The sequence below is a fragment of the Enterococcus sp. DIV1307a genome (genome assembly GCF_050537425.1).
Lineage (GTDB): Bacteria > Bacillota > Bacilli > Lactobacillales > Enterococcaceae > Enterococcus > Enterococcus faecalis.
Genome location: NZ_CP172914.1, coordinates 1,883,156 through 1,902,435 on the forward strand (window position 1 = coordinate 1,883,156; position 19,280 = coordinate 1,902,435).

Consider the following 19,280-nt stretch of genomic DNA (forward strand, 5'->3'; position numbering starts at 1 on the left):
ATTAAACCTCCACATAATAAGTATCTGGATGTTCTGGATCAAATGGCTCATTGACCCACATCACAGTTACCATGTCTGTTGTTCCTAGATTTTCAATATTGTGCGTATATCCCACTGGAATATCTACTACTTCCAACTTTTCTCCAGAAACAAAATACTCAATTACTTCACTTGAATCGATTTTTCTAAAACGGATAACACCTTGCCCGCTTACAACTAAAAATTTCTCGTTTTTTGTGTTATGCCAGTGATTTCCTTTGGTGATTCCTGGTTTTGAGATATTGATGGATACTTGTCCGCGATCTTTTGTTCGTAAAAATTCAGTAAACGATCCACGATTATCTATATTCATTTTTAGAAAATAAGAAAAATCATCTTCTGGCAGAAAACTCAAATATGTGCTGTACAGATTTTTTTCTACTCTTCTGGCAAGGTTTGGCACACTCAAATCTGTTCGGCTGTTTTTAAATGAAGTAATCAGTTCTTTTAGCTCACCAATCGTCACTTCATCTGTTTCTCGAACTGCACAATAGCCATTTTCCATATAAGGTTTACCATTCAGACAATGAAGTAATTCTTTTACTACATCATCGATATAACAAAGTTCAACGGCCGCATTTGGATCATTGACTGTGACTTCTTCATTTCTTGCGATTTTATAACAGAATGTTGCTACTACCGTATTGTAATTTGGTCGTGACCATTTTCCGTATAAATTTGCAAAACGATAAATATAAACAGGTGCTCCGGTTTCCTCTTGATAGGATTTCAAGAGTTCTTCACCAGCTTTTTTACTTTTTCCATAGGAATTTTCGAGTGCTGCTTGGATAGAAGAAGAAATCATCACAGGACAAGTATTTTGATGCTCTTTTAATTTTGAAAGCAATTCTGAAGTGAAACCAAAATTCCCCTCCATAAATTCTACCTCATTTTTTGGTCGATTGACACCAGCTAAATGAAAAACAAAATCTGCTTTTTTGCAATATTCATCTAATAAATCCTTTGGTGTATCTATGTCAAAACTGAAAATATCTGTGTAGCCTTCATTTTTTAATTCAGCAATCAGATTTTTCCCAACAAAGCCGTTTGCTCCAGTCACTAAGATATTCATTTGTTTTGCCACTCTTTCAATTCTTTTTTAACGTAATCTAATTCAAGAAGTCTTTCCTTGATTTGCTCAATAGATAAGCGTTGCGTATTGTCTGAATTGTATTCTCCTTCTTGTGTTAATTCCTTACTGCCTTCCACAAAATATTTATCATAATTAAGATCACGTGTGTCTGCCGGAACGCGATAAAAGTCACCCATATCTTGGGCTACTAAATATTCTTCTTTCGTTAATAACGTTTCATACTGCTTTTCTCCATGACGTGTCCCAATTACATGAATTTCATTTTCTGCCTGAAATAGTTCTTTCACTGCTTGGGCTAAATCCCCAACTGTCGAAGCAGGTGATTTTTGTACCATGATATCTCCGGCTTTTGCATTCTTAAAGGCAAAAACAACTAATTCTACAGCTTCTTCTAAACTCATCAAGAAACGTGTCATCTCAGGATCTGTCACAGTTAAAGGTTTATTCGCTTTGATTTGGTCAATAAAAAGCGGGATGACTGATCCGCGAGAAGCCATTACATTTCCGTAACGAGTCCCGCATATCGTCGTGCGTTCTTCCGAAACAGTTTTTGCTTTTGCAACAAACACTTTTTCCATCATCGCTTTAGAAATCCCCATTGCATTGATAGGATAAGCTGCTTTATCTGTTGATAAGCAAATCACTTTTTGAATATCCATTTCGATGGCAGCTGTCAGCACGTTGTCGGTTCCTACAATATTTGTTTTTACAGCCTCCATAGGGAAAAATTCACAAGAAGGTACTTGTTTAAGTGCAGCAGCATGAAACACATAATCAACCCCATACATCGCATTTTTCACGCTATTAATATCACGAACATCACCAATGTAAAATTTCAATTTATCGTTATTGTATTTTTTCCGCATGTCGTCTTGTTTTTTCTCATCCCGTGAAAAAATGCGGATTTCTTTAATATCAGAATCTAAAAATCGTTTCATTACTGCGTTACCAAAAGAGCCAGTTCCGCCAGTGATTAATAATATTTTATCTTTGAACATGCTTTGTTCTCCCTTTTTATCATTTAAAATGCTTCATGATTGTAGTATAGCTTTTTTCTACATCAAAATTATTTTTCAAATAAATAAATGCATTTTCCCCTAAGATATTTCTGGTATTCTTATCTTTCAGTTTTTCCATATTACCTACAAATTTTCTTAAATCTCCGTGTTCTGAACAATATCCAAACTGCCCCTCCACTATCATTTCTTTCAAATCTGTAGATCTGTCTACCGCTGCTAAAATAGGTTTTCTTGACTCCATATATCCTAGTATTCTAGAAGGAATATTTGGGATAGTGAATCTTTTGTCTAAAAATACTAAACCTATATCTGCAATAGATTCCACTTTTTTATACTCATTTTTAGGTAATCCATTAATTAATAATGTATTTTTTATATCATTAGAACTTAAATATTTTTTTATTCGCTCATATTCTGTTCCAGAACCAACTATTAATAAGAAAAAATCTTTTCTTTCTTCTAGACTTTTTATTATTTCTAAAAGAAAATCAACTCCTTGGGGCTTTCCTAAATTGCCGCCATACAGCATTACCACTTTATCTTCTGGAATACCATATTCACTGCCTATTTCCTTTTTGAGGAGTTGACAGTCTACCTTATCGTTTTTGATTCTAATAGAATTAGGATTTATTTCCACAATTTTTCTTCTATCAAATTCATTATGGTGGAGTATATATTGAGAATTTTTTTCTGACATTGTTCCTATATAGTCAGATACTTCGTATAACGAAACTTCCTTTTTTCTAAAATATTTATAAATCAAACTTTTTTTCGAGATTTTGCCCAGATCAACTGCATTTTGTGGAAATATATCTTTCAACAAAAGATAGCTTTTGCAGTTGTCTCTTTTCTTTATAAAATCAACCACTTTAGCAAAAGTCACCGGAGGGGTAGAGTAAACCACTAAATCAAACTTTATATCTGAAAAATAATGCTTGATTCCGTTTATAAATTGTTGTTCTATCTGTATTGTAGAAATACCTTTTTCTAACAAATTAGTTTTTTGGATATTTCCTATTTTTAATTTTAAAATTTTACATTTATCATTGATTTCGATTAAATGAGTTTTTGTATTTTTTTTTCTTTCAACTGGAGATATGATTGAAACATTGTGTTTGTTTTTTACAAATTCAGAGAGCAAATCAGTATAAATATTACTTTCCTCCAAAATTTCGAAATCTAAAAGAGTAAGAAATAGAACGTTCAATGACATAATGCATTTAACTCCCTTTAAATTTTTCTGGTGTACTGTTGGTGATTGCATCGATATTCTCTTTCATAATTACTTTTGCGCAAGTTTTAACTATAATCGCTATATCACCAAAAAAGCTGATTTTCTTCACATACTGGAGATCCAAATCAAATTTTTCTTCCCAACTAATTGCATTTCTTCCGTTAACTTGGGCTAATCCAGTTAAACCAGGTCTCACGTTGTGTCTTTTCTTCTGTTTTTCATTATAGAGAGGCAGATATTCCACTAATAATGGACGAGGCCCAACGATCGACATATCCCCTTTTAAAATATTCCATAGTTCAGGTAGTTCATCTAAACTGGTTGCTCTAAGCATTTTACCGAACTTTGTTAAGCGAACATCATCTGGTAAATAATTTCCGTTCTGATCTCTTTCATCAGCCATTGTTCGAAATTTATACATAGAAAAAATTTTTTCATTTTTACCTGGACGCTCTTGTTTAAAAATAACAGGAGAACCAAGCTTAGTTTTTACTAATATTGCGACAATCAAAATAATCGGAGATAAAATGATAAGAGCAATTCCTGATAATAAAATATCTAGTGCTCTTTTTCCAATAAGTTGATAAAACGTTTTTTTACGCATGATTGATCACTCTTTTAATGGTAGTTACTACGCGATTTAAATCTTCATCTGACATTTTTGTGTCTGAAGGCAAACAAACACCTGATTCAAATAAAGTCTCTGCAACATTATCACCAATATAATCATATTGTTTGAAAACAGGCTGCAGATGCATTGGTTTCCATACTGGACGCGCCTCTATATTGTCTTTGTCCAATTCATCAATAAGGAAAGTAGAATCAAGCCCATTAACTGTTATTACACTCAACCAATAATTAGGCTCATTCCAACTATTTTCTGGCATAAATTGGATATTTGACAGATTTGATAGTTCTTTTTTATAAAAATCGTAAATATAGCGTTTCTTTTCAATTCTATCTTTCAAAACTTTGAGTTGTCCACGACCAATACCAGCAACGATATTGCTCATACGATAATTGTAACCAATCTCATTATGCTGATAGTGACGTGCATTCTCACGGGATTGAGTAGCCCAAAATTTTACTTTATCTATCTTCTCTTTGCTTTCAGAAACTAACATTCCTCCACCTGATGTAGTGATTATTTTGTTTCCATTAAAAGAAAAGATTCCATATTCACCAAATGTACCAGTAAATTTTCCTTTATACGTAGTCCCTAAAGATTCGGCAGCATCTTCTATCAAGGTCACACCATACTCATCACATATTTGCGTTATTTCATCTAAATTAGCTGATAAACCATACAAATGCACCACTAAAACAGCTTTTGCCTGAGGATATTTTTCTAAAGCCTCTCTTAAATGACTTGGACTCATATTCCAAGTCTCATAATCACTATCTACGAATACTGGTACAGCATTCTGATAAATAACTGGATTCACTGTGGCAGAGAAAGTTAGGGATTGGCAAATCACTATATCATCTTTACCGACCCCTGCTGCTTTTAATGCTAAATGTATAGCGGCAGTACCTGAAGAAAGTGCCGCAGCATGTCCAGTTCCAACATATTCTGCTAATTCCTCTTCAAAACCATTGACATTCATGCCTAAAGGAGCCACCCAATTTGTATCAAACGCTTCTTTTACATACGCTTGTTCATAACCTTCTTCACTCATATGAGGAGAAGCTAATAATATTCTTTTTTTATCCAATTTAATCCCATCTTTCTATGATTCTAGCTGGTACACCAACATTTTTAGTATGATTTTCGATATCTCTAATCACTACACTTCCTGCACCTATAATATTTCCATTACCAATAGCTATATTTTGTATAATTTTAGTTCCGACACCTATTTGATTTTTATCGCCTAAAGTAACTTTCCCGGAAAGGTTTACACTAGGAAAAATAGAATTATAATCACCTATTTTTGCATCATGACCAATAGTAGAACTGATATTGATCATATTAAAATTTCCTAGAACAATATCGGCTGTATAAGACGTATACGGCATCAAGATATTCCCAATACCTAAATGGATATTTATTCCTATTAATGCACTAGACGCAATCAAATTTGGGAAAATCAAATTAGTGTTTCCTTTTAACGTTTGATATATTTTCTCTTTTATACGGGGAGAAGCAATCCCCATAAAGACAGCAGTTTTCTTGTCTATATTCATTAGAGATTTTATATTTCCTAAAACAGGTTTGCCTACTACTTTATCACCGTGTATGTTTGATTCATCATCAACGAAACCAATCAGTTCATATTCAGGGAAACTTTGCAGTAAAAAAGCAATCTCTTTACCAAATCCACCTGCGCCTACAATAATTGTTTTCACGTAACTCCCCCTACTTATTCGAAGCATTCGCAAAAGCGACAATATCTTTGGCTAACTGCTTGTCATCTTGCGGCAAGCTATCAACAAATTCCATTACGGTCTTCATCGAATACCCTTTGATGTTCCCGACAAAGATTTTTTCGTAAACTACTTCATCATTTCTTTCTTTATCCAATAACAATTCTTCATATAATTTTTCACCTGGGCGAATCCCTGTTTCAACAATTTCGATTTCATCTTCACTATAGCCGCTCAAACGAATCATATTTTTTGCCAGATCAACGATTTTCACTGGTTCACTCATATCTAAAACAAAGATTTCGCCACCTTTTGCTAACGCTCCTGATTGAATCACTAATCGGCTTGCTTCAGGAATCGTCATGAAATAGCGGCTCATGCGGAAATCAGTGATCGTCACTGGTCCGCCTTTTGCAATTTGTTCACGAAAGACTGGGATCACACTGCCTCGAGAACCCAGTACATTCCCGAAACGCACTGCTGAAAACTTCGTGCATCCTTCTTCATTCAATCCTGTCACGATCATTTCAGCGATTCGTTTGGTTGAACCCATGACATTTGGCGGGTTGTTAGCTTTATCTGTCGATACCATGACGAAATTCTTGACCTTGGCTACTTTCGCTGCTTCTGCCACATTTTTTGTTCCAAAAATATTGTTTTTGACTGCTTCTTTTGGATTGCATTCCATCAATGGAACATGCTTGTGAGCTGCTGCATGATAGACGATATCTGGCTGATGCTGCGCCATGATCTCATGGATTTTCTTTCGATCTTGGATATCCGCAATAATCGGTACAATTTCTGTACGTTTCTTTTTATCATTTATACGCAATTCACGATCAATGAGATAAATCGAATTTTCTCCATGACCTAGCAACAATAACTTCGCAGGACAAAATTGAATGATTTGGCGACAGATTTCTGAACCAATCGAACCGCCCGCACCTGTGACAAGAATCACTTTTTCTGTGATTTGGTCTTGGATCGATTCAATATCCAGTTCTACTTCGTCTCTTCCTAACAAATCGACTACATCGATTTTTTTCAACTTAGACACGCTAGTTTTTCCCGAAGCAAGTTCTTCCATGGAAGGCATCGTGCTGACTTTGACATGAGAAGATTCAACTAATTCAAATAGTTCACGTAATTTTTCTCGTGATAAGGAAGGAATAGCGATAGTGACCATTTCGACATCATATTTTTGAATTAATTCAGGCAAATCTTTTAGCATCCCTAATACTTTTTTACCTGAAAGATAGATATTTTGTTTGTTAGGATCATCATCGACAAACCCCACTACACGAATACTTTGAGCAGTTTTAGACCCTATAAAACTGTTATATAAAATACGGCCGCCTTCACCAGCACCAACAATGATTGTATTTTTAGCTGATTCAACGGATGAATAGCTTCTGTTTTTTCTTTCGACATAAATCCGCCAGACCAAACGACTGCCTATGATCAACAATAATGAGAGAAGATAAATGAATGTCACTAAGCGTAGACTATAACGTTCATTGAAAAAAGATAAAACAATAATACTTGAACCTGCACTTGCGGTTAGCGAGCCGAAAATCACAATCATCTCTCTTAAATTTGTATAGCGGTTAATCCTAGTAAATACTTTGAATAAACTGCCATAAAACAAGTAGAAACCCACAGATAAACCTGCTGAAACAAAAACAAGATTTCTTGGTATACCGACAAATGGTTTCATGAACTCTACAGCTTCTATATTGGCGGCAATCAATAATAAACTATCCACTAAAATCAAGGTAATGATCTTTCTTCTCCTTGTTAATACAAACACCCTATATTCCCCCTAAAATAACCCAAACTTCTTCTTCACTTCTGTATATTCTGGATAAACAACCTCATCTCCATTGATTAAATCCTTTGCTACTTGTTTCATCTGCGCTACTTTTTCCTGTCCAAAATCCTTGGCTATCTGCTCATAGCATTCTTTGAGATAAAAGGTTCGTTTAGATATACCATGGGCATCTGACGCAGTCATTTGGACCAGATTATGTTTGACCATTGTTTTGGCTGTTTTTTGGATATCTTTACCAAACACACCCATGTAACTGGGTGCAGTCAATTGAGCAAGGCATCCCATATCGAGGAAGGGCACTAAATGATTGGGATTTTTTCTGAAGTGTGCATTGCGTTCTGGATGAACAATGACGGGTCTCTTTCCCATTTGCAGCAATTCAAAAAAAAGCCGTTCTGCATATAACGGCACTTCCAGTGTCGGAAATTCAATCAATAAATAGGTATCATCTAGGTCTGTAAATAAGATTTCATCTCGACGGATGTCTTCAATCAAATCACCGGTGATTCTTATTTCTTGTCCTTCCAATAACGTTATTGGCAACTGTCGTTTGTCAAATTCAGATTGCACAAAAGAGACCAGAGAAATCACTTCCGACTTTTCATTTCGATACTTTCCATTGTTGTGATGGGGCGTACACAGAATATGTGTGATGCCCTGGCTAATTGCTTTTTCCGCCATGGCAATACTTGCTTCTAGTGTTTCTGCACCGTCATCGATCCCTGGTAAAATATGACAATGTAAATCAATCATTTCTCTCGTCTCCTATAAGTTAATCTCCGTAATAATAGACTGCATCTTTGCTGTGTTCTGCTCCGTTATACACAACGCCGAGGACTTTTGCTTGAGCCATGTCTAACAGTTCTTTTGCTTTTGTCAATGACTCTTTGCGTGACGTGTTTTCGCGTACAACTAATAACGTACCGTCTGTTTTTGAAGACATGATTTGGGCATCTGTGACTGCAACGACTGGCGGCATGTCAAAAATAATGACATCATAAAGATCTTTTGCTTCTGCTAAAAGCTGATCCATTCTTGGGGAATTCAGCAATTCTGATGGGTTTGGTGGTTTAGGACCACTAGGCAAAACAGACAGATTCTCAATTGGTGTTTTCTGTACTTCATCTGCAATATTCCCTGCCGTGCTGAGGATCGTGCTTAACCCGCTGATATTGGTCAATTTAAACGTTTTATATAAAACTGGTTTCCGCAAATCGGCATCTACTAATAAAACGCGTTGGCCAGATTTTGCAAATACAACAGCCATATTCGCTGCAGTTGTTGATTTTCCTTCTCCTGGTCCAGAAGAAGTAACAACGATCGTTTTGATTTGCTGACCACCTGGTGAAGCAAATTGGATATTCGTTCGGATTATGCGGTATTGTTCAGCTACCGGTGAAGAAGGGTTTGTCAATGTAATCAAGCTGACTGCTTGTGTTTGTGGTGTTTTTTGTTTGTGTGCCATTTTTCTTCCTCCTAGACTCTTGAGCGGTTTCTGCGTGAAGGGCCGTTTTTTTCATTTACTGTTCCAGGATGTACAGGAGCGGGTCCTTTTTTGCGAATACCAGCATTTAATTCTTTCGCTGACATTTCAGGAACTGTTCCTAAAACCTGGAAGCCTAATGTTTCAGTTACGAATTTTTTATCCTTCACTGTTCGGTCAAGCAATTCCATCAAGAACGCAATCCCGATACCGACCATTAAACCTAATATCAAACCAATGACTAAGTTCAATTTGTTATTTGGAGAAACAGGTGTCGTATTCGCAACAGCTGCTGAAATAATTGAGATCTTATCAACATTCATCACATCTTTAGCATTTTCTTGAAAGACTTGTGCTGTCATATTGGCGACTTTTTGTGCCGTTACTGCATTCGTATCTGTTGCCTGGATCGAGAACATCTGTGAATTTTGAGACTGATTAACTGAAATAGATTCTTTTATTTCTCCAGCCGTCATTTTCACGTTGTCTTCCGTTTCCAATCGGTCTTTGACTTCATTTAAAACCAAGTCGCTGACGATCATATCTTTATACGTATTGATCATTTGCAAGTTCATATTGACATCATTTGCATTGGTCGTATCTGACTGCGGCAAGGTCACGATCAGCTGTGCTTGTGAACTGTATTTAGGTGTTAAGATAAAGAATGTTGTAACTCCTGCGATTGCTAAACCGGCAAACATTGAAATAAGGATGGTTACCAAATGTTTACGCAATGTTTCAAAAATTTCTTTTAAGCTGATTGTCTCTTCCATTTTTTCTCCACTTTCCTATTTAGTCTCTAGATTTAATTGGTCTTTCAATTCTTTTTGTACACGTTCAAGCTCTTGATCACTTACTCTTTGATAGGAGATGCCGTCTTGCATAAATCCTTCTCCCTGCATTTGATCTTGTTTGATCGTGCCAAATGCATCGCGGTAATCGAAAGCGATTTTTCGCATATCAGTAAAACTCATATCAGTTCTCATATTTGTTTCTAAAGCATTTAAGACGGATTGGTTGTTGCTGATACCATTTAGACTCAAGACTTTTCTCGCTATTCCTTCAACGATTTTCCGTTGACGTTCTTGCCTTCCATAGTCCCCATTTGGATCTTCATAACGCATCCGGGAATATGCTAATGCTTGATCGCCATCTAATGTGGTTTTTCCGATGGTGAAATCATAACCGTCTTGTGAAAAAGTGATGTCATTGTTGACTTCGATACCGCCCACAGCATCAACCAATTCTTTTAAACCCTTCATGTTGATGGATACATAATGATCGATTGGAATATCTAAGTAATTTTGAACAGTATCCATCGCCATGGCTGCTCCGCCGAATGCATAGGCATGGTTGATTTTATCTGTTGTATTATGTCCAACAATCTCGACATAGGTATCTCGAGGAATGCTGACGATGGTTGTTTGTTTATCTTCTGGACTTACTGTAGCAACCATCATCGTGTCAGAACGGCCTTGGTCTACACGTCCTAAATCTCCTGTATCTATCCCCATCAATAAAACCGAAAAAGATTCTTGCTTTGCTAAATCAACTGGTGTTGTTCTAGGACCCTCTGCTCTTTCCACTGTTTGATAGGTTTCCTTGATTGAATGGGAGAGATCTAGATACAGTTTAGTTCCCACCCCAACAACTGCTAAAACCAGTACAACAACGATTCCTAAAATAATCAAAAATATTTTTTTCCCTCTTGATTTTCTTGTTTGCTTTGCCATTTTCCCCTCCGTTAACGAAACTCTTGTACTTGTTCATCAATAACTCACCGTACCGTAGCCCATTTGTTGAGCGACTGTTTCTGCCATCGCTGTGTATTTTTCTTTTATTTTTTCGTTTTGGACTTGTTCGATTTGATTAAGCGCTGTCAAATATTGATCATAAGTAGCCTCAGCAGTTACTTGACCGTCTTTTAATAAAGTATCAAATGCTTGATTTAATTCATTGACCTGTGCGACTTGTGCGTCAGCAAATCCTAAATACTGGATCATCGATGTTTTCCAAGCGTTTTCTTTGAAAAAGTTCAAGTTATCACGTATGTTGGCAATATCCTTTTCCGTTATATTTTCTCTAATAATTACATCATCTTCAGCTTGTTGCCAATTAGAGATTTTTTCAGTAAAAAGTTGATTCACAGATTCTTGTACGTTTAGTTTTGCTTCTGCATCTTTTAATTGGTTCGATACAGTTTCTTTTGTGGTTTGGATAGCAGCAACTTCTTGTGGAAGTTCTGATTGGTCGATGCCGTGGTCGTCTGCTGACAACTTGACGGAAGATAATCTGCTGGAGAGTCTAGAGGTCTCGTCCTTTGTTGCTTCTGGTTTCAGAAAAACTTTCTCTTTTGTGCTATATAAATTGTCTGCTTCTTGTGATAAAGAAGCTAAGGTATCTTTTTGATCGAGGATGGCAGATTCAGCATATGCAATGCGTTGTTCATGCTGTTTTTGGTTATTTATGTAATAGCCAAATCCACAAATCACCGCCGCGCCTAATCCTACCGCAGTAACAGCGAATATTTTAACAATCGGCTTCTCCATATATTCACTCCTAATCATTTATTATACATGAGTAAAAAAATAAGTGCTTTTTCATAACATAAAAATCATCCATCTCAAGTATAAATGAATCAACAAATTAAATAAAGAATTTTCTTAAATATAATCATTAAAAGGGTTCTATGTAATCTTACCATAAACTTTTTTTTCATTAAAGAAGTTTATGGTAAGATTAAAACGAACAATAAAAAAATAACACTTTACAGATTTTAACTATGTAAATTCTCAGACTGTAGACAAAGTCCCCAAAAAGGGGATGACGTCTACAGTTTTTTCTTTTATACTTAATGTATGAAAACGTTTTAAAGGAGCGTAGAAAAAATGATGTCAAAACATGTATACTGCTATTTGTTTCATCTTTCTACATCAGGAATATTTACACCATTTTCCCATCTATTAATCACATTTTTTCTAGCTGGACAAGTGAAGTTTTGACCAAATTTTTCTAAACTCTCTCCTCTATTTTTTCGAATAGTTTTTATTCTGTTCCCCATCAAATTTTTATCAATACTCGGAAAATTTAAAGAAGCACCACCTAACTTAGTATCTATCAAACTTTCATTTCCATCATTTAACAAAAATAATGCAATTTTTCTTTGAATCTCTTTTGAAAGTTTTCTCCTTCCATTTAAAATATAACTTAGTAAAGCTTCACTAATTCCGATTTTATTTGCTAAATTTTTATTAGATAAATTATTTAGATCCCTATACTCTATTATTCGGTTAATCATATAACTCAAATTCTCTACTTCATTTTTAAGCAATGAATCTACATTCAGAGCCTTGCTTAGCGCAATATCTACATTTTTTGAAATACCTCTTGTACCATTCTCATACTTGACTAAAGCACTTTGAGAAATCCCTGTTAACTCAGATAGCTTCTTTTGAGTCAATTTTTGTTCTTTCCTTAAAGATTTTAGGATATTCCCACTATTATTTTCAAAAATAAAAAGCACCTCCTTAATGAGATGCTTTTATCCTACACTGATAGAAAAAAATCTTCAAGAAAATATTCCATTTTTGTTAATTTTTTTATAGCTGTGACAGTAATATGACAGTTTAAATTTCTTTAAACAGCAAAATCACGCTTTTCCAGCAACTCGAAAACCCTTATTTAATAGGCTTTCATATTGATAACAAGCTATTTCTCGTTATCTTGCTCATCCATTTTCAGAACCGCCATAAAGGCTTCTTGAGGAACTTCCACGGATCCAATTTGTTTCATCCGTTTCTTCCCTTCTTTTTGTTTCTCTAACAATTTACGTTTACGAGAAACATCGCCACCATAGCATTTAGCCAGTACGTTTTTGCGTAAGGCTTTAATATCTGAACGCGCCACAATTTTTTGACCTATCGCCGCTTGAACTGGGACTTCAAACTGTTGACGTGGAATTAGTTTTTTCAGTTTCTCAACAATCGCTTTACCACGCTCAAATGCGAAATCTCGGTGAACAATAAAGCTTAAAGCATCCACTTTTTCAGCATTTAATAGAATATCCATTTTCACTAGGCGGCTGGTACGATAGCCAGCCATTTCGTAATCTAAGGATGCATAGCCTTTTGTACTTGATTTCAATTTATCGAAAAAGTCAAACACGATTTCAGATAACGGAATTTCATAAACTACGTTTACACGATAATCGTCTAAGTAATCCATTGTAATGAATTCGCCACGTTTACGTTGTGATAATTCCATTACTGCTCCTACATAATCGTTTGGCACCATGATTTGCGCTTTAACATAAGGTTCTTCCACAGATTCAATCGTTACTGGTTCTGGAAATTCAGCTGGGTTGTCAACAACAACGGTTGTTCCGTCAGTTTTATTAACGTGATAGATTACGGACGGTGCTGTTGTAATTAACTCTAAATTAAATTCTCGTTCCAAACGTTCCTGAACAACATCCATGTGCAGCAAACCTAAGAAACCACAACGGAAACCAAACCCTAAAGCTTGCGATGTTTCCGGTTCAAATTGTAACGCCGCATCATTTAATTGTAATTTTTCTAATGCTTCCCGTAAATCATTGTAGCGCGACGTATCAATTGGATATAAGCCACAATAAACCATTGGATTCATTTTGCGATAGCCTGGTAGTGCTTCTGCTGCTGGATTGTCGGCCAAAGTCACTGTATCCCCGACCCGTGTATCTTGAACCGTTTTAATGCTAGCGGTGATATAGCCCACATCACCAACCATTAAATAATCACGAGCGATTGGTTTCGGTGAAAAAACGCCGACTTCTGTTACATCAAACGTTTTACCGTTACTCATCATTTGGATTTTATCCCCAGGACGAACGACACCGTCAATTACACGGATGTTTAAAACGACCCCCCGATAACTATCGTAAATAGAGTCAAAAATCAAAGCCTTTAAAGGAGCCTCAATATCGCCTGATGGAGCTGGTACATACTCCACCACTTGTTCTAAAATATCTTCAATCCCAATCCCTGCTTTTGCACTTGCTAAAACAGCTTCCGATGCATCAATTCCAATTACGTCTTCAATCTCTGTCCGAACACGCTCTGGATCAGCGGCGGGTAAATCAATTTTATTAATAACAGGTAAAATTTCTAAGTCATTATCCAATGCCAAATAGACATTTGCTAGCGTTTGCGCTTCAATTCCTTGCGCCGCATCAACAACTAGAACAGCCCCTTCACAAGCTGCCAAGCTACGAGAAACTTCGTAGGTGAAATCGACGTGCCCTGGTGTGTCAATCAAATGGAAAGTATAGGTTTCACCATCTTTGGCTGTATAGTTTAATTCAATTGCGTTTAATTTGATGGTAATGCCGCGTTCTCTCTCTAAATCCATTGAATCAAGTAATTGATCTTGCATTTCTCGACTGCTAACTGTATTTGTTTTTTCCAAAATCCGGTCGGCTAAAGTTGACTTCCCATGGTCAATGTGGGCAATGATCGAGAAATTACGAATTTTCTCTTGTCTTGCTTTCATTTCTTTATTGTTCATTTTTTGCCTCATTTCTTTTAAGAAAAGCTAGCTTCCTGCTAGCTTCATCAATCAATTGTTATATTTTAGTTGCCTTTTTTATCAAATTATCATGTTTAAAGGTCTAGGATAATCAGCACTTTTCATTATACCAATTTTTGAAGAAGATTTAAAGCACTTCCCTTTTATTCTTTTGGTTTCGAAAGGCTAACAGAGTTTCGAAAAATTTGGTATACTAAAAACAGTAAATTTATTGGAGATGGAAAAATGGATGAACAAGAATTTCGAAAGCAACTGACCTTAAAGCCTGTTGAGGAAGAACACATTGATCAATTTAATGAACTTCTTTCCTATGTTTTTCAAGTAACTGAAGCAGATATTGAAGAAAGTGGTTTTGAAAACAAACGCGCATTTATCAAATCAAAACAACCGATTTTAGAACTTTCAAAAGTATTTGGCTGGTTTCACGAAAATCAATTAATTTCACAAATTGCTATCTATCCATGCGAAGTCAATATCCATGGTGCTTTGTATAAAATGGGCGGCGTTACTGGTGTCGGTACCTATCCTGAATATGCCAACCACGGTTTAATGAAAGACTTGATTCAAACGGCATTAGAAGAAATGCGCCAAGATAAACAGTGGATTTCTTATCTTTTCCCTTACAACATTCCTTATTACCGACGTAAAGGTTGGGAAATTATGTCCGACAAGTTATCTTTTAAAATTCGGGATACGCAATTACCAAAAACCGTTCCCGTTCCAGGAATGATTGAACGGTTAGCTGTCGATCACCCAGATGTCTTTGATGTCTATGCGCGATTTGCTCGTCAAAATCACGGTGCGCTCATTCGTAGTGCCTTTAACTGGGAAGAATATTGGCGTTTCGAAAACGAGGAAGAACGGACTGCTGCTGTCTATTATGGTGCCAATCAAGAACCTTTAGGAGTACTTTTCTATTGGGTGGCCGATGAGGTATTTCATATTAAGGAAATGTTTTACTTGAACCAAGAAGCCCGAAATGGCTTGTGGAATTTTATTACTGCGCATTTTTCGATGGTTTATTGGGTCAAGGGCGATATCTATAAAAACGAACCATTAGCCTTTCTTTTAGAAGACAGCCAAATTAAAGAAAGCATTGAACCCTATTATATGGCGCGAATTGTTGATGTCAAAGCCTTTTTAGAAAACTTTCCTTTTGAAAGTACAGCTAAGCCCTTCCATTTTGTCGTTAAAGATCCTGTTGCTGAGTGGAATAATGGTATTTTTGGCTTAATTTGGGATGAAAATGATCAAGTGACCATTACGGATGAACCTCTAGGCACCGCCGTTCACTTAGATATTCAAACACTAACTTGTTTAGTCATGAATTACCGACGCCCTTCGTACTTACATCGAATTGAGCGCATTGATACAGATAAAGAAACTTTAAATTCTTTGGAACGGATTTTTCCTGACCAAGAAGCTTATTTCAGTGATTATTTCTAAAACCTTGGATTGGAGACAGACAAATGACAAAAATTTATTTTGCAGGACCTTTATTTTCGCAAGCTGACTTACGTTATAATGCCTATTTAGTCGAACAAATTCGACAATTGGATAAAACAATCGATCTTTATTTACCACAAGAAAATGCGGCGATTAACGACAAATCTGCTTATGCCGATAGCAAAATGATTGCCTTAGCAGATACAGAAAATGTCCTTGCTAGCGATTTATTGGTTGCTTTATTAGACGGTCCAACCATTGATGCGGGCGTAGCTTCCGAAATTGGTGTTGCTTATGCCAAAGGAATCCCGGTGGTTGCCCTTTACACAGACAGCCGCCAACAAGGTGCTGATAATCACCAAAAGCTTGATGCTTTGAACGAAGTCGCTGAAAATCAATTCCATTATTTAAACCTTTATACAGTTGGTTTGATTAAATTGAATGGTCGGGTTGTTTCTTCAGAAGAGGATTTGTTGGAAGAAATTAAGCAACGATTGTCATAATAAAAAAGAACGAGCGAATTCGCTCGTTCTTTTTTTATACTTCTTCTATTGGTTCATTTTCAAAAACTAATTGATTGTCTAATAGACTAATCGTGACTTTTGTTTTTGGCATTACTCGACCAGAAACAATTTCTTTTGCTAATGGTGTTTCGACTTCACGAGTAATGAAACGTTTTAACGGACGAGCTCCATAAGCTGGCTCATACCCATTTTCAGCAATCCATGTTTTAGCTTCATCAGTGATTTCCAACACAATTTCTTGTTGCTCTAAACGATGAGCAAGTTGTGCGGTCATTTTACCAATGATTCCTTTCACATTATCCAAGCTCAATGGTGTAAATAAAATAGTATCATCAATTCTGTTTAAGAACTCTGGTTTAAAGTGTCCTTTTAGAATATTCATGACTTGATTTTCAACTTCTTCTGGAATTGTTCCTTCAGGTGTCACACCTTCCAATAAAAGCTGAGAGCCGATGTTACTTGTCATAATTAAAACTGTATTTTTAAAATCAACGACCCGACCTTTAGAATCTGTCAAACGACCATCATCTAAAACTTGTAATAAGATATTAAAGACATCTGGGTGCGCTTTTTCAATTTCGTCTAATAAGACAATTGTATAAGGGTTTCGACGAACAGCTTCTGTTAACTGGCCACCTTCTTCATAACCAATATAGCCTGGAGGGGCACCAACCAAACGAGACACGGCATGTTTTTCCATGTATTCACTCATGTCAATCCGTACCATATGATCTTCAGAATCAAACAAATCTTCAGCTAAAGCTTTAGCAAGTTCTGTTTTACCAACACCAGTTGGTCCTAGGAAAAGGAACGAACCAAGTGGGCGATTTGGATCTTGTAAGCCTGCTCTTGAACGAATTACCGCATCACTAACAGCATCGACGGCTTCATCTTGACCAATCACACGTTTGTGTAATGTTTCATTCAGTTTCATTAATTTTTCTCGTTCGCCTTCAACTAATTTTGTCACAGGAATGCCAGTTAAACGACCGACCACTTGCGCAATTTCGTTTTCAGTAACCGATTCTTGTACCATTTTGACGTTATCTTTAGCGTTCTTTTCTTCCAATTCTTTCAATTCATGTTCTAATTGCGGAATTGTTCCATGACGCAAAACAGCAGCTCGTTCTAAATCATAATTATTTTCAGCATCTTCTAATTCGTGTTTTGCTTTATCAATCTCTGCACGTTTGTTGGAAACCGCATTAACTTCTTCTTTTTCCGTTTCCCATTGCATTTTCATTGAGTTGGCTTCTTCACGCAAATCTGCTAATTCTTCTTGCAAGTTGGCTAACCGTTTTTTACTTGCATCATCTGATTCTTTTTTCAAGGCCGCTTCTTCAATTTCTAGTTGCATTAACCGACGTGTTACTTGATCGAGCTCTGTTGGCATCGAATTCATTTCCACTCGAATCGTTGCGCTTGCTTCATCGACTAAGTCAATCGCTTTATCTGGTAAGAAACGATCAGTAATATAGCGATCGGATAAAGTAGCGGCAGCAACTAAAGCATTGTCATGAATATTCACGCCGTGGTGAATTTCAAATCGTTCTTTTAAGCCACGCAAAATAGAAATTGTATCTTCTACTGTTGGTTCTTTGACTAATACTTTTTGGAAACGACGTTCTAAGGCTTTATCTTTTTCCATATATTGGCGATATTCATCAAGCGTTGTGGCACCGATTAAATGCAATTCACCACGTGCTAGCATCGGTTTTAATAAATTCCCAGCGTCCATACTGCCTTCAGTTTTACCAGCTCCGACGATATTATGAATTTCATCAATGAATAAAATGATTTTGCCATCACTTTTTTTCACTTCTTTTAAAACAGCTTTTAACCGTTCTTCAAATTCGCCACGGAATTTTGCTCCCGCAATTAAGGCACCCATATCTAAAGAAAAAATGGTTTTATCTTTTAAGTTTTCGGGAACATCTTTACGAACGATTCGTTGTGCTAATCCTTCAACAATCGCTGTTTTACCAACACCTGGTTCACCAATTAAGACTGGATTATTTTTAGTTTTTCTTGATAAAATCCGAATAACGTCACGAATTTCTTCGTCACGACCAATGATTGGATCTTGTTTTCCTGCTTTTACTTGTTGTACTAAGTCAACACCGTATTTTTCTAGTGCTTTATATTGTTCTTCCTGGTTTTGAGAAGTCACACGATCTCCTCCTCTCATCTCTTCAATATTTTTTCTTAACTCTTTTTCCGTAATGCCTTGTTGCATTAAATATTTTGTTAAACGATAATTTTTCAATTTCATTAAAGCTAAAAGTACAATTTCGGTTGATAAAAATTCATCTTGGAATTCTTCTCGAAGTGAATCAGCTTCTTGCAATAAATGGAACAAATTTTGACTTAAATTTTGACCATATTGCACATTACCGCCCGCCACACTTGGATATTCATCTAACGCGTTATCTACTTCTCGTTCAAATGCGTCAACATCTAAACCAGCATCTGTGTAAAAATTACGTCCAAAATGGTTTGGTTGAAGAAAAATTTTCCATAAATGTGCGATATCAATTTCTTGATGTTGCCGTGTCACCGCAACTTTTTGAGCTTCAGCAATCGCCTCTTGAAGCGTGGTTGTCATTTTTTCAATATTCATAAACGATCCCTCCCGTTTATTATTTTGTCTTTTTTATTTTAACATTCTTTACAATTATT

Annotated in this window: 17 protein-coding genes; 2 read left to right on the plus strand and 15 right to left on the minus strand. The window is 36.2% G+C overall.

The genetic code is table 11. The features are described from left to right. Nucleotide 1 precedes the first annotated feature (1 nt). The 14 genes from IGL90_RS09150 to lepA form a co-directional block, all read right to left on the minus strand. Nucleotides 2-1,111, minus strand: coding sequence for a capsular polysaccharide biosynthesis protein CapF (locus IGL90_RS09150; RefSeq protein WP_010709686.1), 1,110 nt, complete (start codon nucleotides 1,109-1,111; stop codon nucleotides 2-4). Next, nucleotides 1,108-2,130, minus strand: coding sequence for a polysaccharide biosynthesis protein (locus IGL90_RS09155; protein ID WP_010709687.1), 1,023 nt, complete (start codon nucleotides 2,128-2,130; stop codon nucleotides 1,108-1,110). The genes IGL90_RS09150 and IGL90_RS09155 overlap by 4 nt, the downstream gene beginning before the upstream one ends. A 19-nt stretch (nucleotides 2,131-2,149) precedes the next feature. After that, on the minus strand, nucleotides 2,150-3,364 hold the full coding sequence (locus tag IGL90_RS09160; RefSeq protein ID WP_010709688.1) for a glycosyltransferase family 4 protein: 1,215 nt from the start codon (nucleotides 3,362-3,364) through the stop codon (nucleotides 2,150-2,152). A gap of 7 nt (nucleotides 3,365-3,371) precedes the next feature. Beyond that, entirely contained in the window at nucleotides 3,372-3,989 is a 618-nt protein-coding gene (locus IGL90_RS09165) for a sugar transferase (protein WP_010709689.1), read from the minus strand. Next, a complete protein-coding gene (locus tag IGL90_RS09170) occupies nucleotides 3,982-5,100 on the minus strand; it encodes a DegT/DnrJ/EryC1/StrS family aminotransferase (protein WP_010709690.1) in 1,119 nt (372 codons plus the stop codon). The genes IGL90_RS09165 and IGL90_RS09170 overlap by 8 nt, the downstream gene beginning before the upstream one ends. 1 nt (nucleotide 5,101) lies before the next feature. Continuing rightward, a complete protein-coding gene (locus IGL90_RS09175) occupies nucleotides 5,102-5,734 on the minus strand; it encodes an acetyltransferase (RefSeq protein ID WP_010709691.1) in 633 nt (210 codons plus the stop codon). A gap of 10 nt (nucleotides 5,735-5,744) precedes the next feature. After that, nucleotides 5,745-7,562, minus strand: a complete 1,818-nt coding sequence (locus tag IGL90_RS09180) for a polysaccharide biosynthesis protein (protein WP_010709692.1) — start codon at nucleotides 7,560-7,562, stop codon at nucleotides 5,745-5,747. A 12-nt stretch (nucleotides 7,563-7,574) separates the two neighbouring features. Beyond that, nucleotides 7,575-8,336, minus strand: coding sequence for a tyrosine-protein phosphatase (locus tag IGL90_RS09185; RefSeq protein WP_010709693.1), 762 nt, complete (start codon nucleotides 8,334-8,336; stop codon nucleotides 7,575-7,577). A gap of 19 nt (nucleotides 8,337-8,355) precedes the next feature. After that, nucleotides 8,356-9,048, minus strand: a complete 693-nt coding sequence (locus tag IGL90_RS09190) for a CpsD/CapB family tyrosine-protein kinase (protein WP_010709694.1) — start codon at nucleotides 9,046-9,048, stop codon at nucleotides 8,356-8,358. 11 nt (nucleotides 9,049-9,059) lie between these two features. Continuing rightward, a complete protein-coding gene (locus tag IGL90_RS09195) occupies nucleotides 9,060-9,839 on the minus strand; it encodes a YveK family protein (protein WP_010709695.1) in 780 nt (259 codons plus the stop codon). A gap of 15 nt (nucleotides 9,840-9,854) precedes the next feature. After that, entirely contained in the window at nucleotides 9,855-10,799 is a 945-nt protein-coding gene (locus IGL90_RS09200) for an LCP family protein (RefSeq protein ID WP_048736983.1), read from the minus strand. A 36-nt stretch (nucleotides 10,800-10,835) separates the two neighbouring features. Continuing rightward, nucleotides 10,836-11,615, minus strand: coding sequence for a hypothetical protein (locus tag IGL90_RS09205; protein WP_010709697.1), 780 nt, complete (start codon nucleotides 11,613-11,615; stop codon nucleotides 10,836-10,838). A 371-nt stretch (nucleotides 11,616-11,986) separates the two neighbouring features. After that, nucleotides 11,987-12,526 carry a helix-turn-helix transcriptional regulator gene (locus IGL90_RS09210; RefSeq protein ID WP_010709698.1) on the minus strand — a complete coding sequence of 180 codons (540 nt, stop codon included), beginning with the start codon at nucleotides 12,524-12,526 and terminating at the stop codon, nucleotides 11,987-11,989. A gap of 248 nt (nucleotides 12,527-12,774) precedes the next feature. Continuing rightward, the gene (lepA, locus tag IGL90_RS09215) at nucleotides 12,775-14,610 is read right to left on the minus strand and encodes a translation elongation factor 4 (RefSeq protein ID WP_010709699.1); all 1,836 of its coding nucleotides are present in this window, start codon (nucleotides 14,608-14,610) and stop codon (nucleotides 12,775-12,777) included. Nucleotides 14,611-14,856: 246 nt separating this feature from the next. Between lepA and IGL90_RS09220 the strand changes: the two genes are divergently transcribed. Together IGL90_RS09220 and IGL90_RS09225 are read left to right on the plus strand one after the other, a co-directional pair. Then, nucleotides 14,857-16,077 carry a GNAT family N-acetyltransferase gene (locus tag IGL90_RS09220; RefSeq protein ID WP_002356813.1) on the plus strand — a complete coding sequence of 407 codons (1,221 nt, stop codon included), beginning with the start codon at nucleotides 14,857-14,859 and terminating at the stop codon, nucleotides 16,075-16,077. A 23-nt stretch (nucleotides 16,078-16,100) separates the two neighbouring features. Further along, a complete protein-coding gene (locus tag IGL90_RS09225; protein WP_002362157.1) occupies nucleotides 16,101-16,580 on the plus strand; it encodes a nucleoside 2-deoxyribosyltransferase in 480 nt (159 codons plus the stop codon). 34 nt (nucleotides 16,581-16,614) lie between these two features. Here IGL90_RS09225 and clpB read toward each other — a convergent pair whose 3' ends face one another. Next, on the minus strand, nucleotides 16,615-19,221 hold the full coding sequence (gene clpB, locus IGL90_RS09230) for an ATP-dependent chaperone ClpB (protein WP_002362158.1): 2,607 nt from the start codon (nucleotides 19,219-19,221) through the stop codon (nucleotides 16,615-16,617). Nucleotides 19,222-19,280 lie beyond the last annotated feature (59 nt).

What these genes read in the sequence shown, in the direction of transcription:
- IGL90_RS09225 (WP_002362157.1), top strand. Translation starts at nt 16,101, where the DNA reads ATGACAAAAATTTATTTTGCAGGACCTTTATTTTCGCAAGCTGACTTA.
- IGL90_RS09220 (WP_002356813.1), top strand. Translation starts at nt 14,857, where the DNA reads ATGGATGAACAAGAATTTCGAAAGCAACTGACCTTAAAGCCTGTTGAG.
- IGL90_RS09185 (WP_010709693.1), bottom strand. Translation starts at nt 8,336, where the DNA reads ATGATTGATTTACATTGTCATATTTTACCAGGGATCGATGACGGTGCA.
- IGL90_RS09200 (WP_048736983.1), bottom strand. Translation starts at nt 10,799, where the DNA reads ATGGCAAAGCAAACAAGAAAATCAAGAGGGAAAAAAATATTTTTGATT.
- lepA (WP_010709699.1), bottom strand. Translation starts at nt 14,610, where the DNA reads ATGAACAATAAAGAAATGAAAGCAAGACAAGAGAAAATTCGTAATTTC.
- clpB (WP_002362158.1), bottom strand. Translation starts at nt 19,221, where the DNA reads ATGAATATTGAAAAAATGACAACCACGCTTCAAGAGGCGATTGCTGAA.
- IGL90_RS09165 (WP_010709689.1), bottom strand. Translation starts at nt 3,989, where the DNA reads ATGCGTAAAAAAACGTTTTATCAACTTATTGGAAAAAGAGCACTAGAT.
- IGL90_RS09150 (WP_010709686.1), bottom strand. Translation starts at nt 1,111, where the DNA reads ATGAATATCTTAGTGACTGGAGCAAACGGCTTTGTTGGGAAAAATCTG.
- IGL90_RS09205 (WP_010709697.1), bottom strand. Translation starts at nt 11,615, where the DNA reads ATGGAGAAGCCGATTGTTAAAATATTCGCTGTTACTGCGGTAGGATTA.
- IGL90_RS09160 (WP_010709688.1), bottom strand. Translation starts at nt 3,364, where the DNA reads ATGTCATTGAACGTTCTATTTCTTACTCTTTTAGATTTCGAAATTTTG.
- IGL90_RS09155 (WP_010709687.1), bottom strand. Translation starts at nt 2,130, where the DNA reads ATGTTCAAAGATAAAATATTATTAATCACTGGCGGAACTGGCTCTTTT.
- IGL90_RS09195 (WP_010709695.1), bottom strand. Translation starts at nt 9,839, where the DNA reads ATGGAAGAGACAATCAGCTTAAAAGAAATTTTTGAAACATTGCGTAAA.
- IGL90_RS09190 (WP_010709694.1), bottom strand. Translation starts at nt 9,048, where the DNA reads ATGGCACACAAACAAAAAACACCACAAACACAAGCAGTCAGCTTGATT.